15 protein-coding genes are annotated in these 16127 nt (G+C 26.7%); 3 read left to right on the top strand and 12 right to left on the bottom strand.

The genetic code is table 11. From position 1 onward, the window contains the following. Positions 1 to 29: 29 nt before the first annotated feature. The 10 genes from HF850_RS08475 to HF850_RS08430 all read right to left on the bottom strand — a co-directional run bounded on the left by HF850_RS08475 (position 30) and on the right by HF850_RS08430 (position 11379). Positions 30 to 815, bottom strand: a complete 786-nt coding sequence (locus tag HF850_RS08475; protein WP_169105017.1) for a short-chain-enoyl-CoA hydratase — start codon at positions 813 to 815, stop codon at positions 30 to 32. A 304-nt stretch (positions 816 to 1119) separates the two neighbouring features. Continuing rightward, positions 1120 to 1761, bottom strand: coding sequence for a redox-sensing transcriptional repressor Rex (locus HF850_RS08470; protein WP_169105016.1), 642 nt, complete (start codon positions 1759 to 1761; stop codon positions 1120 to 1122). A gap of 231 nt (positions 1762 to 1992) precedes the next feature. Then, positions 1993 to 2556 carry a manganese efflux pump MntP family protein gene (locus tag HF850_RS08465; protein ID WP_169105015.1) on the bottom strand — a complete coding sequence of 188 codons (564 nt, stop codon included), beginning with the start codon at positions 2554 to 2556 and terminating at the stop codon, positions 1993 to 1995. A 263-nt stretch (positions 2557 to 2819) separates the two neighbouring features. Next, positions 2820 to 5234: a heavy metal translocating P-type ATPase gene (locus HF850_RS08460; protein ID WP_169105014.1), complete on the bottom strand. Its 2415-nt coding sequence runs from the start codon at positions 5232 to 5234 to the stop codon at positions 2820 to 2822. A gap of 47 nt (positions 5235 to 5281) precedes the next feature. Next, positions 5282 to 5647 carry a metalloregulator ArsR/SmtB family transcription factor gene (locus tag HF850_RS08455; protein ID WP_169105013.1) on the bottom strand — a complete coding sequence of 122 codons (366 nt, stop codon included), beginning with the start codon at positions 5645 to 5647 and terminating at the stop codon, positions 5282 to 5284. 189 nt (positions 5648 to 5836) lie between these two features. Then, positions 5837 to 6427: a zinc dependent phospholipase C family protein gene (locus HF850_RS08450; protein WP_169105052.1), complete on the bottom strand. Its 591-nt coding sequence runs from the start codon at positions 6425 to 6427 to the stop codon at positions 5837 to 5839. 323 nt (positions 6428 to 6750) lie between these two features. Continuing rightward, positions 6751 to 7818: a mannose-1-phosphate guanylyltransferase gene (locus HF850_RS08445; RefSeq protein WP_169105012.1), complete on the bottom strand. Its 1068-nt coding sequence runs from the start codon at positions 7816 to 7818 to the stop codon at positions 6751 to 6753. A 295-nt stretch (positions 7819 to 8113) separates the two neighbouring features. After that, a complete protein-coding gene (locus HF850_RS16035) occupies positions 8114 to 9400 on the bottom strand; it encodes an SEC-C metal-binding domain-containing protein (RefSeq protein ID WP_279285836.1) in 1287 nt (428 codons plus the stop codon). Positions 9401 to 9530: 130 nt separating this feature from the next. Further along, positions 9531 to 10373, bottom strand: coding sequence for a patatin family protein (locus HF850_RS08435; RefSeq protein ID WP_169105011.1), 843 nt, complete (start codon positions 10371 to 10373; stop codon positions 9531 to 9533). Between the two features lie 184 nt (positions 10374 to 10557). Continuing rightward, a complete protein-coding gene (locus HF850_RS08430) occupies positions 10558 to 11379 on the bottom strand; it encodes a DUF3298 and DUF4163 domain-containing protein (RefSeq protein ID WP_169105010.1) in 822 nt (273 codons plus the stop codon). Positions 11380 to 11576: 197 nt separating this feature from the next. Here HF850_RS08430 and HF850_RS08425 point away from each other — a divergent pair, with 197 nt between their 5' ends. Continuing rightward, positions 11577 to 12485: a polysaccharide deacetylase family protein gene (locus HF850_RS08425; RefSeq protein WP_169105009.1), complete on the top strand. Its 909-nt coding sequence runs from the start codon at positions 11577 to 11579 to the stop codon at positions 12483 to 12485. A gap of 56 nt (positions 12486 to 12541) precedes the next feature. On the opposite strand, the gene HF850_RS08420 is transcribed toward HF850_RS08425, so the two are convergent. Continuing rightward, on the bottom strand, positions 12542 to 13558 hold the full coding sequence (locus tag HF850_RS08420; RefSeq protein ID WP_169105008.1) for an anti-sigma factor domain-containing protein: 1017 nt from the start codon (positions 13556 to 13558) through the stop codon (positions 12542 to 12544). Positions 13559 to 14004: 446 nt separating this feature from the next. Between HF850_RS08420 and ispF the strand changes: the two genes are divergently transcribed. Further along, complete coding sequence (ispF, locus tag HF850_RS08415) at positions 14005 to 14472, top strand: 2-C-methyl-D-erythritol 2,4-cyclodiphosphate synthase (protein ID WP_169105007.1); 468 nt, start codon at positions 14005 to 14007, stop codon at positions 14470 to 14472. 45 nt (positions 14473 to 14517) lie between these two features. On the opposite strand, the gene HF850_RS08410 is transcribed toward ispF, so the two are convergent. Beyond that, on the bottom strand, positions 14518 to 15192 hold the full coding sequence (locus tag HF850_RS08410; protein ID WP_169105006.1) for a hypothetical protein: 675 nt from the start codon (positions 15190 to 15192) through the stop codon (positions 14518 to 14520). Positions 15193 to 15549: 357 nt separating this feature from the next. Between HF850_RS08410 and HF850_RS08405 the strand changes: the two genes are divergently transcribed. Further along, on the top strand, positions 15550 to 15957 hold the full coding sequence (locus tag HF850_RS08405; RefSeq protein ID WP_169105005.1) for an HNH endonuclease signature motif containing protein: 408 nt from the start codon (positions 15550 to 15552) through the stop codon (positions 15955 to 15957). Positions 15958 to 16127: the final 170 nt, after the last annotated feature.

The following is a 16127-nucleotide window of genomic DNA, read 5'->3' as shown; positions in this document are numbered from 1 at the left end:
TAAATCGCAAATTAATTTGTGTTTATAAACTATCTATTATTAAAATGTTTTTCTTTTCTTCTTTCTAAGAAAGCAGTCATACCTTCTGTTTGATCTTCTGTAGCAAAGCATTTTCCAAAATCTTCAGCTTCTATAGCAACGGCTTTATCTATAGCTTCTTGAGTTCCTCTGTTTATAGCATCTTTTGCAAGTTTTACTGCTACTGGAGCATTTTCAATTATTTTAGAAGCTATTTTCTTTGCTTCATCCATAAGATTTTCTAAAGGAACTACTTTATTTACTAAGCCAATTCTATAAGCTTCGTCAGCTTTTATATTAGATGCTGTATAAATCATTTCTTTGGCTTTTCCTAGCCCAACTATTCTTGCTAATCTTTGAGTTCCACCAAATCCAGGAGTAATTCCAAGACCTACTTCAGGTTGTCCAAATATAGCTTTATCAGACGCAATTCTTATATCACATGCCATAGAAATTTCACATCCGCCACCAAGTGCAAATCCTTGAATAGCAGCAATTACTGGCTTATTTAAGTTTTCTAATCTTAAGAATACTTTATTTCCTAAAGCTCCAAATTCTTGTCCTTGTGCTTCATTTAAATCCTTCATTTCAGAAATGTCAGCACCAGCAACAAAAGATTTTTCTCCAGCACCAGTTAAGATAACAGCATATATGTTATTATCATTTTCTAAATCTTCTAATACTACATCTAAATCCTTTAATGTTTGAGAATTTAAAGCATTTAATGCTTTTGGTCTGTTAATTGTAACAATAGCTAAATGTCTTTCTTTTTCAAGAATTACATTTTCTAATTCCATAGTAAATCCCCCTTGAACTTGATTAATTTTATATTTTTATAATTTTCTAAATATTCTATATAAAATTTTTTACGTGTTTCTTGTTAATAATATAACAAGCAATTACAAAATAAATCGGAGCCTCCGCTCCTTGAATAAATTATAGTACTTTGTTAATTTTTTTGCAATAATTTTTTCCATTTTTAAGTATTTTTTTTAATTTTAGATTTTTTTTAAAATTATTCAATTTTATTGATATTTTATATAAAAAAAATGATTTACGTAAATTATTTTTAATTTACGTAAACCACTCTTAAAAATAATATTATATTTGATTATCTTGATCGTTTAATAAATAGATAAGCGTAAGTAAACTTTCACTTAAATGAACATTTTCTACTTTCACATAATCTGGCACCACTAAATCTACTGGAGCAAAGTTCCATATTCCTCTTACTCCACCTTTAATAAGAGTATCAGCAACAGTTTGAGCATTCTTTCTTGGTACACAAATTATTCCTATTTCTATTTTCTCTTTTTCAACTGTTTCCTGCATTTCATCAATGTCTTTAATTTCAACATCTCTTATTTTCATCCCTATTAATTTAGGATTTGCATCAAATATAGCTGATATCTTAAATCCTAAATTATCAAAACGTGAATAGTTTGATACCGCTTGACCTATGTTACCTGCACCAACTAATGCTGCCTTATATCCTCTATCTAATCCAAGTATAGATTTTATCTGATTATAAAGTTCAGTAACGTTATATCCATATCCTTGCTGTCCAAAGTCTCCAAAGCAATTTAAATCTTGACGAATTTGTGATGCAGTAAATCCTATCTTTTCTCCTAATTCTTTCGAAGAAATTCTGTCAACATCATTATGCATAAGTTCACCAAGATATCGATAATACTTTGGCAATCTCTTTATTACGGCCATAGATATATTTTTGTTCTTCTCCATTCTTATTCTCCTTATTAATTTAATCTATTTTTTAACAATGCCTCTCATTTAAGCCTATAAATTCAAACTATTATACCTTATTGTTTAAAAACATCTTTCCCTAATAGTTTTTCCCATATATCACCCATATTAATTTACGTTTGATATATTTATATCTATAATATTACACAAATTACTCGCTTTATATAATAACATACTTTTATATTTTAATGTCAAGTACATTACATATAGCTAAAATAAATTTAAATGCTCTAAAAGAATTTTAATCCCAATAAATATTAATATTATTCCACCTAATATGCCTGCCTTGTTTTTTAAAAATTCTCCTATTACTTCTCCTAAATATACAGCTATTATGCTTAAAACAAAAGTTACTGCTCCAATTATCAATATAGATAGCCATATATTTATATTTAAAAATGCTAAACTAACACCTACAGCAAGTGCATCAATACTTGTAGCTATAGCTAAAATTAAAAACTTTTTATTTGTATGACCATCAATCTCATCATCTTCTTCCCCCTTTATTGACTCTATGAGCATTTTTCCACCTATTATACTTAGCAATATAAATGCAATCCAGTGATCTATATTTTCAATGTATTTAGTAAACCTAATACCTAAAAGCCATCCTATAAGTGGCATTAAAGCCTGAAACCCTCCAAAATAAATTCCTGACTTTAAAGCTAATACTTTTTTTTCTTGTTGTTTTCCTTTTAATCCAATAGTAATTGATACTGCAAATGCATCCATGGCAAGACCTATTGCAGTAAGAACTAATGATACAATAGACATTTTCTTCCTCCTCAATTAATATCTTCTTTGGTTTTCTAATTAGGTGTTTATAGTCTAATATGTATTTATCGAGATATTGTGTAAATAATAGGATTATCATACTTTTCAACATATATACTTCCCAGAATTATTGAAATTAATTATTTTTTCATAATGATTTTATAGATGTGTATTTTTTATTTTATTTCTATAAATACAAAAACTTGCCGAACTATATATTCAATATTCAGCAAGTTTAATTTAAATTGATAATATATTTATTGTTATTTTAATGCTCTCATAGAATTTAATACTGCAATTAAAGTTACTCCTACATCAGCAAATACAGCTCCCCACATTGAGGATTTACCAAATGTTATTAGAATTAATACTAAAGTCTTTATTCCTAATGCAAATGATATATTTTGCCATAGTATTTTATTAGTTTTTCTTGCAGTCATTATCCCATCAGCTAGTGAAATAGGGTTATCTCTCATTAAGACAACATCTGCTGCTTCTATAGCTGCATCTGATCCTATGCCACCCATAGCTACTCCTATGTCTGCTCTTGCAAGTACTGGAGCATCATTTATACCGTCACCTACAAACGCTAATTTTTTATTTTTGTTATGTTGTGAAATGAGTTTTTCCACATTTGTAACCTTATCTATTGGTAAAAGTTCTGAATATACTTCATCTATTCCAAGCTGTGCTGCTACTTTTTCAGCAACTTTTTTATTGTCCCCAGTAAGCATAACAACTTTCTTAACACCAATTTCTTTAAGTTTTTTAATTGCTAACTTAGAATCTTGTTTAATTTCGTCTTCAATAATTATATTTCCTGAATACTTTCCATTAATAGCTACATACACTGTAGTTCCAACAGTATCTACTTCATTACACTTTATTTCGTGCTTTTTCATAAGTTTATAGTTGCCAATCAAAGCTTCTCTATTATCTATAACAGCCTTTATTCCATATCCTGATAATTCTTCATAGTCTTTAATTTCATTTTTATCTATTTCTTTTCCATATTCTCTAACTATAGATTGAGCTATAGGGTGATTTGAAAAACTTTCTCCAATTGCTGCAATTTTAAGAAGTTCTTCTCTTGATATACCTTGTGCATTTATTTCAGTAACCTTAAAGTTTCCTTTTGTTAAAGTTCCTGTTTTATCAAATACAACTGTATCTATATCTTTCATAGCTTCAAGATAATTTCCACCCTTCACTAAAATTCCCTTCTTAGATGCAGCTCCAATACCTGCAAATAATCCTAAAGGCACAGAAACAACTAATGCACATGGACAAGATACAACTAAAAATGATAATGATCTATATAGCCACGTAGAAAAATTTGCATCTTTGAATATAAATGGAGGTACCACCGCTAATACAATAGCTAATAAAACAACTACTGGTGTGTAATATCTACAGAATTTTGTAATAAACTTTTCTGTTTCAGCTTTTCTACTTCCTGCATTCTCAACCATATCTAAAATTCTAGAGATAGCTGATTCACCAAAAGTCTTTGTTACTTTCATTTTAATAACAGAATTTAAATTAATGCTTCCAGATAATATTTCAACATTTTCTTCCACTTCTCTAGGCATTGATTCTCCAGTTAATGCAGAAGTGTCTATAGAGCCTGTTCCATCAATTATAATTCCATCTAAAGGTACTCTTTCACCTGGTTTTAATACAAGTATATCATCTATTTTTACACTTTCAGGTTTTACTCTTATTTCTCCATCTTTAGTAAGCAAATTAGCATATTCTGCTCTAACATTCATAAGAGATGTTATTGACTTTCTTGAAGTATTAACAGCATATCCTTGGAATAGTTCTCCTATTTCATAGAATATCATAACAGCAACAGCTTCTGGATATTGTTTAATTGCTATTGCTCCAATTGTGGCTATACTCATAAGAAAATTTTCATCAAAAATCTGACCTCTTCTTAAATTCTTTAAAGCAGTTAACAGTACTTTTCCTCCTACAAGTAAATAACTTATAATAAATAGTACCCATACCTGTGCAATTGAATGTTCAACTGCAATTGCTATTAAATATAATACTGTTCCAGTTATAAATAATATATTTTCTTTTATAATTCCTAAAATTCCTGATTTTTCATTAACTTTTTCCTCATGCTCTTCTTCTGAACAGTTACATACTCCATCATGACAATGAACATGTTTTTCTCCATCTTCACTTACTACAACATCTGGTTCAAGTTCACTTACTATTTTTTTTACTTTTTCTACAATCTCCGCTTTATTTGCAGAATTATTTCTCTCAATAGTAAGTTTTCCTAGAGAAAAATTAATATTAGCTTCTTTAACTTCTGAAAGATTATTTACTCTCTTCTCTATTTTATTTGCGCAGTTTGCACAATCAAGACCTTCCAGTGATAATTTAAATTTTGTTGACTTATCAGTTGCATTGTATGTTTCTTGTGAATTTTTTATATATTCTTTTACATTTACATCTGGTTCAAGTTGCTTTACTATTTCAGTAATTTTATTAATTAAATCCTGTTTATTTAATCCATCTTTCATGGTTACGTTCATTCTTCCTAACGAAAAATTAACGTTAGCCTCTTCTACTTCATCAAGTTTATTAACTTTCTGCTCTATCTTATTTGCACAGTTCGCACAATCAAGACCTTCTAAAGATAGCTTAAATTCTTTTTTCATTTTAACTCTCCTTTCCATATCCAAATTATTATATATTTTTATATGTGTTACTCAATAATGTGCTTAAAGCCTTCATTAAATATATGTTTAATATGCTCATCTTCTAAAGAATAATAAACAACCTTTCCTACTCTTTTAAACTTAACAAGTCTAGAGGCTTTTAATGTTCTAAGTTGATGTGATACTGCTGACTGACTTATTCCAAGTACTGCTGCTAAATCACATACACACATTTCTGACTCAAATAATGCACATAATATTTTAACTCTAGTAGAATCACCAAATGCTTTAAATAATTCAGCTAAATCATATAAAACTTCATCTTCAGGTAATTTTTCAGACACCATGGATACAACATCTTCATGTATAATATTAACATTACAATTTTCTATATTATTATCAATAATTTTCATGTGTTTCCCCTCCTAACAATACATGAGCATATGTTCATATGTTTACTTGTATTATATTCCTTTTTCTATCATTTAACAACTATTTTTAAATTATTTTTCATTTAACTTTTTATCATATAACCTAACTAATCACATAAAACAAAAGATACTGTTATTTCTAACAGTATCTTTTATGAATCTAATTATTTTTTATAATGCTATTTTCTCTCTATTTGATTTAAATTCATTTGCAAATATACAATTTAAAATCATGTTAATAATACTATCACATACATAATATGAATATGCAAGATCATTTTCGCAATTAAGAGTTCCATCATATTGTTTTTGTAAATGTACTATAAATTCTCTCACATTATCTGATGTAATTGTTGTATCTATTACAGGCTTAGGCTTATATTCCTTAGCCAATTTTGCAAGCTTCTGTTCGTATAACATATGATGCTTTACTGCTTTTGTACTTTTAAATTCCCACCTATAATAATGTGGTGCACAAAAAAAATCGCACAAAAAATGACATATTACTCCTAATTGTTCAGAAAACTTACCAACAGTCATTTTATAATATACATCTTCTAATCTTAATGCTGATAATTGCTCAATATTTTCAATTACAAAATCTATAGTTTCACTATAATAGTGTTTCATTCTTTTATATTTGATAGTACAATCTGGTTTCATATTCCCCCATATAAATTTTTTTTTATTTATTAAGTAAATACTTTTACTATTTGCATACTTTAAAATGTTTTCACCTAAAACCTTGTGAGTATTTATCATCAAACTAAACCACATCCTCTTAATTTATTCGAAATTCGAAATAAATTTAACACCTTTTTATGTCTTTATATTAATACTCAAAATTATTAATTACAACTTATAACTCAAAAAATTAATTTTATTATAGTAATCTTAATAATTATGTAATTTTTCTAAATACAATAATTCTTTTATGATTACATAAATTAATTATGTACACTTAAGTATAATATTACTCTTTCATTTCAATATTTTTAAGAGAACATATTATTCTACATAATTATGATCTATATGAAAATTATAATTACATAACTCTTCTCATATAGATCATTTTATATACTAATTTATAAAAATCTATTAAATTTATCATTTTCGCTTAACTTATTTAAAAGATGCTTTATTTCCTGGTCCTTATTTTTATCCATTACTAGTATTACATCACCTGCATCCACTACAACTAAGTCTTTTATTCCAAAGCCAATAATTAGATTTTTATCTCCAAATATAGAACAATTCTCACAATCATCCACATATACATTATTGGATATATTATTATTTTTCTGTGTCTTTAGCAATCTGCTTAATGCTCCAAAACTTCCCATATCATCCCATTCAAAATCACATTTTAAAACATAAGCTTTTCTAGTTTTTTGCATAATCCCAAAATCAATAGAAATTCCATCTATTAATTCATACTGCTCCTTAATTATTTCTTCCTCATTTTCTTGACCTAGATTTTTATATATTTCCATTAACGGTTTGTATAATTTAGGCAGATACTTTTCTATTTCTCGAAGTATAACATCTGCTCTGAATATAAACATTCCTGAATTCCATAAATATGTCCCTTTAATCAAAAAATCTTTAGCTACTTCTAAATTAGGTTTTTCAGTGAATCTTGCTACCTTATAAGTAGGGACATTTCCTACAGTTCTCTCCCCCATTTCAATATAACCATAACCTGTTTCTGGCCTGTTAGGTTCAATTCCTAAAGTAACAATACATCTTCTCCTATTTGCAAGCTCTATTGCTTGTGATAATGTATCCACATAATCTTTTTCTCCTTTAATATAGTGGTCTGATGGTAGTACTACCATTACTGCATTAGCATCTTGTTTAAGAAGCTTTATTGCAGATAAACCTATACAAGTAGCAGTTTCTTTATTGGCAGGTTCAACAAAAATCTTTTGTTCACTAATATGCTCTAGTTCATTCTTTACTTTTTCCTTATAGTCAGTATTAGTTACTACATAAATATTTTCCTTTTCTATTATTGGTAATATTCTCTCAACTGTATTTACTAAAAAACTTTTATCGTTAATCAATTTTAAAAATTGTTTTGGCTCTGCGACTCTTGATAGAGGATATAGTCTGCTACCTTTTCCCCCAGCTAAAATAAGCCCGTATATCACATCTTTTCAACTCCATGTAATGCTTTGTTATTTCATTATATGTATAAAATTTATTTTATGTGATAGTAGTGTTTATGCTTAAAAATATAAAAACTAATTATTTTTTCTTTGAATAATATTCATCAACATTGCTACATAATATAAACAAAATAATTAAATAGTTAATGAATTTAGTGGTCTTCAAAAATGAATAAAAAATACTTTCACCACTAAAATGTTATATATATTAATTCAAATAAAATAAAAAGTATTGTCTGAAAAACTAACTCTTTTCCAGACAATACTTTATCTAATACTATTTATTTAATTGAACTACATTCCCATTTTTTCCACAGCACTTTTTATATTTCTTACCGCTTCCACATGGGCATGGATCATTTCTTCCAACTAATTTTTCACTTTTTGCAGTAGTATCTATTGCTTTTTTATCATTAAATGACTCACCTTTAAATCTCCAAAGTCTTATTTTGTTCACAAACTTATTCATCATATTTGCTGCAACAAATCTTACCTCTTCATTTTCAATATTAATAAGTTCAATCATTTTATCTACTGCTTCTTTAGGTTCGTTTTCTTGAACATCTAATACTAAATCTTCCATCATAGCAATTGTCATATCTTTATCTACACTAAACATAGAAGTGAATTCCTTATAGAATGACTTACCTGCTTTACTTTCAAATACCCAGTTTGCTCCAAACATGCTCATTAATTCTTCTTTAGATATACGTGCATATTCTTTAACATCTTCTTTTTCAATATCTTTTAGAACTTCTTCATAATCTGCAATTTCATTATGTATAAATAATCCACTTTGTTCTCTAAATTCATTATAATAATATGATGCTTCTCTAAGCATATCTTCTGTATTCTTTGAATCTATATCACTATAATATTTCTTTAATAATTCTATAGCTTTACTTATTTCAAGTATACCATAAGCATTATTCATACCTCTGTATGCATTGATTACTTCCGAATTATTTTTTATTGTACGTCTATATTCAATATTATTTTTCTTATCTATTATTTCTTGAACTATTGTAGGCATTAAAAATAATGATTTCTCATCTTTTAATACTGGAAATAGCATACCTTGTTGTATGAAATAAGCGCTTTTTTCTGCTTCTTCTTCATCAATATCAGCAAATGATTTTACACCTTTTTTGTTTATATAAGATTTCAATATAGAATATCTTTCTTCGTCGAATAATTCAACTCTTTTTTCTATAAGTTCACTATATTCATCTTTTAATTTTTCTATTAACTTATCTTTATTTAAACCAGAGATTTTGCTTACTCCTAGATTTCTTGCTATATTGTATATTTCATCCTTTGATAAACACTCAACAAGTTCTCCTAAATCAAAGGAATACACCCTCTTACTTAACTTCTTTTCAAGCTTAATTGCTTCTTTTTCAAACTCATCTTCAACACTTTTACAATCTTCACATAACCACATTTTAGTGTCTGAGTTGTAATATAGTGCTTCTTTGTCACACTTACTACAAATACGTATTTCTTTATCTTTAGTTACTTTATCAATTTCAATAACATTTTCTGTTGTTTTATTTTCCTTCAAATGATTTATCTCCTTTTCCGTTTTAATTCCTTATTCCCATAATCCAGATAAATTCAATTTTATATTTTGTTTAACATTAAGTCAATAAATAGAATAATTCTTATATTATTCAAATAAAATATTAATTTAATTATTTAATAAAATCTAATATTTTATCTTTATTTTTAATAACAATATCATATCCGTCCCTATATATTTGTCTTAACTTTTCTTTATCCTTCTCAAACCTACCTATATCCATCCTAACATTTGGTCTTATAATTAATGCTTTTCCACTCTTTTCAAGTTCATCACAGTAATCAAGCTGTTTATTGTATTCTGCATATCTATTCTTTAACACTTCTGCAAGCTTAGGATATTTCTTTCTATAAAATTTGTATCCAAGTTCATTAGATTTAGACTGCTTCTTTCTATAATCTTCATTTCTTGTAAGAACAATTATATTCTTTTCGTTTCCATCTTTAATTGATTTCTTTATAGGAATAGAATCTTTAAGTCCTCCATCTGCATATAGTTGCCCTTTTATTTCACAGAAAGGAAATGCAAATGGTATTGCACAACTGGCTCTTAGAATTGAATTTTTCTCATCTAATGCATCCTTATCAAAATATTCTACTTCTCCACTTTTAATATTAAAAGCACCTACTAACATTTTAGCTTCATTATTGTAAAAAGTATCATAGTCAAACGCACAAAGTTTGTTTGGAATTTCATCAAATGAAAAATCCAAATCCATTATAGATTTACATCTTAAAAGATTTCCGTATCCTATATACCTCTTATTGTGAAGAAATCTCTCCATTATCTCTAGATTTCTTCCTCTTTGCTTAGAAATATATGAATATCCATTAGTTGCCCCTGCAGAAACTCCAATAACATATTTAATCTCAGCTCCAATATCTAATAATCCATCAAGAACACCAGCAGTAAATAACCCTCTAAATGCTCCACCCTCTAATACAAGTCCTGCCATAATAAGCACCTCCAAAAAATTTAACGTTTATATTATAGCTTATTTGATAATATTATTCACATTTTTTGTAAATTCAATCCATTTAAGTATATAATTACGTTATATTGCTATAGGAGCACCCTATGAAAAAAACTGTATGTATTTTGGATTAAGGCGTGATAATAACAAGTTAACAAAATATAGATTAAGCAAGGATAGAATATATAAAATTATCACCAAATTCCTCTACTGGTATTTTAAATTCTGGTATTCCTGCTACGTATGGAGCAATTTGGTATTGATTAAAAAAGACAACAATATTATTGCCACTTATATAAAATCCTTGATTATCAAGTATTCCTTTAAAGTTTTCTGGAGAATAAAAATATTTATCAGGATCCTTTCTTATTTCTTCTCTTATATCTTTATTAATAATTTCTTTATAATCAAACCCTTCTAAAAATAAATCTTTTAAATTTATAATTTTTTCATTTATTCTATCTATGGTATAACCGGTTCTGGTTGTACTACCATGAGCTCCTCCTAAATATTCATAATAATCATTATATAAGCTTATAATATTATCATTATACTTTGTAACTATATAAAATGATTTTATTTCATAAGGAAAAGTAGGTCTTTCATTTATATTTGCAAATTGACTTTTTAAATAATTTTCAGTTTCAAAAACATTTTTCATAATTTTAACTTCTATGTTATTATTTATATATTCTATACTATTTCTATTTTTTCCTCTAATAAATAAAGGTAATTTTATATTTTCCTTTAAATATTGTAAATTTTTATTTATATTCTTTTCGCTAATATCAATTTTTTCAACAATTGACTTTTGACTACTTTTACACATGTATTGTGGACAAAGCAAAAAAGCAACAATACTTATCCACATTATTCCTATAATCCTTATTATCACTTTAATTACAGTACTTTTCATTACGTATATTTTTTTACCATTTTCCATCAAATATCCACACTTTTCTACTGCAAATTTTTTGTATATTAACACATTTATAACATGTTATCCACACCCCCTTGTGGATAATGTTAATAAGTTGTACTTTATATTTATTATGCTATACTTTTTAAACTTTTATTCAGTATTACAGCTCTCCTAATCCTGTATTGTTTTTTATTTACTATTCTAATTTAACTTTCAAGCAATGTAATATATAATAAATTTATAAACATTTAGGAGGAAAAAATATGTTTAAAAGAAATTTACTTCTTATACTATCATTACTGATAATAACTATTTTCAGTGGTTCTTTTATCATGGATTCTAAAGTTTACACATTAAACACTAATGAATCTAATAACATTAGTGCTGAAAATTCTGATACAGGTGATGAAATAAAAGATAATTCTTATAATAATACAGACACAGAAGATGAATTTAATTATTCGAAAAACTATAATGATAATTCTTCAATTACTCTAGTCAACGATAATAGGGGTATCCCAGTACTATACTATCATTCAGTTAATGATAGTGTTGATAATGAAGTAACTATTTCCCCATCACTTTTAAAAAAAGAACTTGAATATATAAAAAATCAAGGTTACACTACTCTTTCACTAAAAGAGGTAGAAAATTATATACTTAATAATCAGCCTATTCCAGAAAAAAGTATATTGATAACCTTTGATGATGGATATATGGACAATTACTACAATGCTTATCCAATATTAAAAGAACTTAATATGAAAGCTACAATCTTCTGCATTACTTCTGAGCTAGATGGTTCCTACTATTTATCAGAAGATGCAATAAAAGAAATGTCTAAAAATAATATAGATATAGAAAGCCACACATTAAATCACCCTCATTTAAATTCACTCACTTATGATGAACAATTAAAAGAACTTACTGAATCTAAAGCTAAGCTAGAAAATATTACTGGAAACAAAATAACAGCTATTGCCTTTCCTTTTGGTGATTATAATGAAGATTCTATAAAAGCAGCTAAAAACTCTGGATATACTCTTGCCTTTACTACAAACAAGGGGTTTGCTAGCAGAGATAATAACCCATTAGAATTAGATAGAATTTATGTAAGTTCATATTATGATATGGATACATTTATTTCAAATTTAGAAAAAACACAAAAATAAATCAACAGTTAACAGCTATAATTTCTTTATTTTTTATAGCTGTTAACTGTTGATTTTTAATTATTAGACGAATTATATTCAGGCATTTTTTGCTGACTCCCAGAATTATTTATTACTATTGGTATTTTATTTTCTGATATTACTTTATTTGTTTCAGGAAGAGATCCATATTCTACTGATTTTCCTGTTACAGTAATAAGAGTCTTTTTACTCTTATCAATCATATTATTATCAGCTGCATATTGAAAAACTCTAGCCATATAATCATCAATATTATCATTTTCAACATTTATACTTTTAATAAGATTTTGTCCTTTTTCAGTTGGAGAATATGCATATATTACTTTATTAAACTTATTAATATGAATTTTAATAGTTGATGTAGTATCTATTAAAATTATACTGTCAGTTCTTCTAAATTCAACTACAGTTGCACATGCAATAAATAATAAGACCACAATAGTTATGGCAATTGGTATCTTCAATTTGCTCATTATAGTACACTGTTTTCCTTCACACACATTCCCTAGATATGCCTTATTATTAGTTTTTATTTTTAAGAATTCACCTGATGCTGTAATTATATAAGCAAATTTTCCAATGACCTTTATTGCAATTCCTTTTTGTACTGGATATTTTTTATTTACAATGCTAACAGCATTATCCTTACTTTTTAATTTTATTTTTAAATGGTCTTGTATACATTTATAATCAGGATTACTTAAGATAATATAATATGCTATTATGTATTCGTTCCAATCTTCTATATTATTTCTTCCTATTCTAGTTGCTATACTTAGTTCCTTTACAGGAACTTTTCTTCTTCTCACTAATTTTTCATTTAACTTTTCATCCTCTAAAAGATAATATGCTATGTTTAAAATAATATTTCGCTTCTCTTCATCTAACTTTTGACTAATTAAATCTTTAAAAATAACATTATATGATGATAATTCTGCTAAAAATTGTGATATTTCTCTAGTATAATCAATCTTAGAATTTTTACCCAAAAGCGTCATTGATGGAACTGATGCAAATACATATTTATTTTTATTAAAATTAGAGCCCTCCATGCAATTATATTCCCCCTTTATTGATACCAAACCTTGTTATCAAAACCGAACAATTTTCATACTATATATTATAACATAGAAATTTACTTAGCTATAAAAGTTATTTATCTTAAATGTAGTTTAAAATCAATTTTTCGGAGATTGTATTCATGAAAAGTAAAATTATATACGTAGATTTCATAAAAAAACGTAGAATAAGTCGTATCCACTTTCATATAAACAAAATAAAAAATTATTTTTTCCACAAGCAAAATTCAAATAATACATTTAATTATGCAATTACAAAATCAAATAATATAAGCTATATTGTAAACAAAAATTTTTAAGTGCAGTCTTTTTGCAGCATATCCTTTTACTTTAATAATATATAAATTTTAATATATGTTAATCCAATCATCTTATGATAAAATATATTAAACGATTATATAATATTAGAGGTGATTCTTATGAGAATTGGAATGGGATATGATGTACATAGATTAGTTGAAGGTAGAAAATTAATTATTGGCGGAGTTGAAATTCCATTTGAAAAAGGCCTTTTGGGACATTCTGATGCAGATGTGCTTCTTCATGCAATAATGGATTCTCTTCTTGGAGCTTGTGCTCTTGGAGATATAGGAAAACATTTTCCTGATACAGATGATAAATTCAAAGGAATATCAAGTATACGCTTATTGGAAGAAACCGGAAGATTAATTTTTAATAAAGGCTTTTCAATTAATAATATTGATGCAACAATAATTGCTCAAAAGCCAAAAATGCTTCCTCATATTGAAACTATGCGTTCTAATATAGCATCAGCACTAAATATTGATATTGATCAAATTAATATTAAAGCTACAACTGAAGAGGGACTCGGCTTTACTGGTGAAATGCTTGGTGTTTCTGCACAAAGTATAGCTTCTGTAATATAAAAAAGTGCCTAAGGCACTTTTTTATATTTATAAATTATTATACTATTAAATAACTTCGCTTAATCTTTTTAATAAGGTATCTCTAAATACTTCTCCTTTGGTAGAATTACTTAACGCATTTTGACACACGTTTTTCCACGTTTCAAGTTTCATCCCTATTCTATTTTCAAGTTCTTCTTGAGTATTTGTTAATAATGCTGATGATACTACAAAGTCACCCAATTCCTCTGGAGTTTTAAATAATTTAATATAAAGAAATTCCTTATTATCTCCCATCCATTTCTTATTAAATTCCCTAACAAATTTACGTAACTCTATTTCTGCTTTGTCCGCAGATATATCCCATAATTTATCTAAAAATTTATATTCTTTTTTCATATCCAAAGCCACTTCCTTAGTGATAGCTTTTGATTTTTCACCATCTTCAATAATTTTTTCAACGCTTATCCTTGGAATTTTAGTTATTAGTTTGTCTCTTCCATTTATCCATTTGTAAAATGCTTCTTGTAAGAAAGAGTATCTAATATATCCAATCAAACTCCTAATATTAGGAAAATATCCCCACATATTATTAATTCCATTATTTTTACTAAATATTAAAGTATGATAGTATAAGCATTTATCTGTTGGTGGCTTTTGCATAAAAATATGTCCTCTAATTGTACTATTTTCGTCAATAACGTTTTCCCAATAAGTAAAAGAATTATAATTTTCCTTCATTAGAATCACCTTCCTCACATTGATACTATATAATGTAATGTAATATAAATTTATATTTATCTTTATATGATAATTATAAATCATTATATATTTTTTTCCATATTAAATTGAACAAATACTAATATATTTAACATTATGCTGTATCTACGCATAATTTACTAAAACTTTATAATTTTTTTAATACCATAATATTAAAATTGATATTTATAAATTCTTAACTTATAATAATTATGCATTATATTTCTCCCAAATTACTGGAATTTATATTGCTAATTTGAAAATTTAGACAACCTTTTAAAAGTATTATATTATTTTTTAAATTATAAATTTTTTATGTAAAGTAAGGAGGATAAAATATTGCTCTTATGTGAAATATGTAATGCGCCAGCTGATATACATCACATTGTTCATAGAAGTGAAGGCGGATTTGATATAGAAATAAATTACAAATATTTATGCCCTGAACACCATCGCGGTAAATATGGACCACATCATTCAAAAGAAACAGATCTTAGATATAAAATAGATCTTCAAAATAAATTATACGAAATACTAACTAAAGACTACTACTACTTCAAAGAATTATCCAAAACATTAAATATTCAAAACAATACCCTAAAACGAATAACAAAAGACCTCAAACTCTATAAAGAAGGCTACAAAAAATCAGATATCATCTTTAGAATAATGGGAAACAAATTCTATACAGAAGAAATGCTAGTAAACCTAACATTAGATAACCTAATAAAAAATATGCACCTATAAAAAAGTCAGCTATGCTGACACCAAGAACCTAAAAATTAAGTATTAATAAAAACCTAGGTCAATAATTTAACTAAAATTCTAATTTAACAAAATAATATGCACCTATAAAAAAGTCAGCTATGCTGACACCAAGAACCTAAAAATTAAGTATTAATAAAAACCTAGGTCAA

Origin of the sequence: Clostridium sp. SM-530-WT-3G (genome assembly GCF_012843905.1) — a bacterium.
Taxonomy (GTDB): domain Bacteria; phylum Bacillota; class Clostridia; order Clostridiales; family Clostridiaceae; genus Clostridium.
Note: the sequence above shows the minus strand (reverse complement) of the source record. Positions and strands in the feature narration are given on the sequence as shown.

Bases quoted from the DNA above. Each gene is read 5' to 3' on its own strand.
- HF850_RS08475 (WP_169105017.1), bottom strand. From the start codon at position 815: ATGGAATTAGAAAATGTAATTCTTGAAAAAGAAAGACATTTAGCTATT.
- HF850_RS08470 (WP_169105016.1), bottom strand. From the start codon at position 1,761: ATGGAGAAGAACAAAAATATATCTATGGCCGTAATAAAGAGATTGCCA.
- HF850_RS08465 (WP_169105015.1), bottom strand. From the start codon at position 2,556: ATGTCTATTGTATCATTAGTTCTTACTGCAATAGGTCTTGCCATGGAT.
- HF850_RS08460 (WP_169105014.1), bottom strand. From the start codon at position 5,234: ATGAAAAAAGAATTTAAGCTATCTTTAGAAGGTCTTGATTGTGCGAAC.
- HF850_RS08455 (WP_169105013.1), bottom strand. From the start codon at position 5,647: ATGAAAATTATTGATAATAATATAGAAAATTGTAATGTTAATATTATA.
- HF850_RS08450 (WP_169105052.1), bottom strand. From the start codon at position 6,427: ATGATAAATACTCACAAGGTTTTAGGTGAAAACATTTTAAAGTATGCA.
- HF850_RS08435 (WP_169105011.1), bottom strand. From the start codon at position 10,373: ATGGCAGGACTTGTATTAGAGGGTGGAGCATTTAGAGGGTTATTTACT.
- HF850_RS08425 (WP_169105009.1), top strand. From the start codon at position 11,577: ATGTTTAAAAGAAATTTACTTCTTATACTATCATTACTGATAATAACT.
- HF850_RS08420 (WP_169105008.1), bottom strand. From the start codon at position 13,558: ATGGAGGGCTCTAATTTTAATAAAAATAAATATGTATTTGCATCAGTT.
- ispF (WP_169105007.1), top strand. From the start codon at position 14,005: ATGAGAATTGGAATGGGATATGATGTACATAGATTAGTTGAAGGTAGA.
- HF850_RS08410 (WP_169105006.1), bottom strand. From the start codon at position 15,192: ATGAAGGAAAATTATAATTCTTTTACTTATTGGGAAAACGTTATTGAC.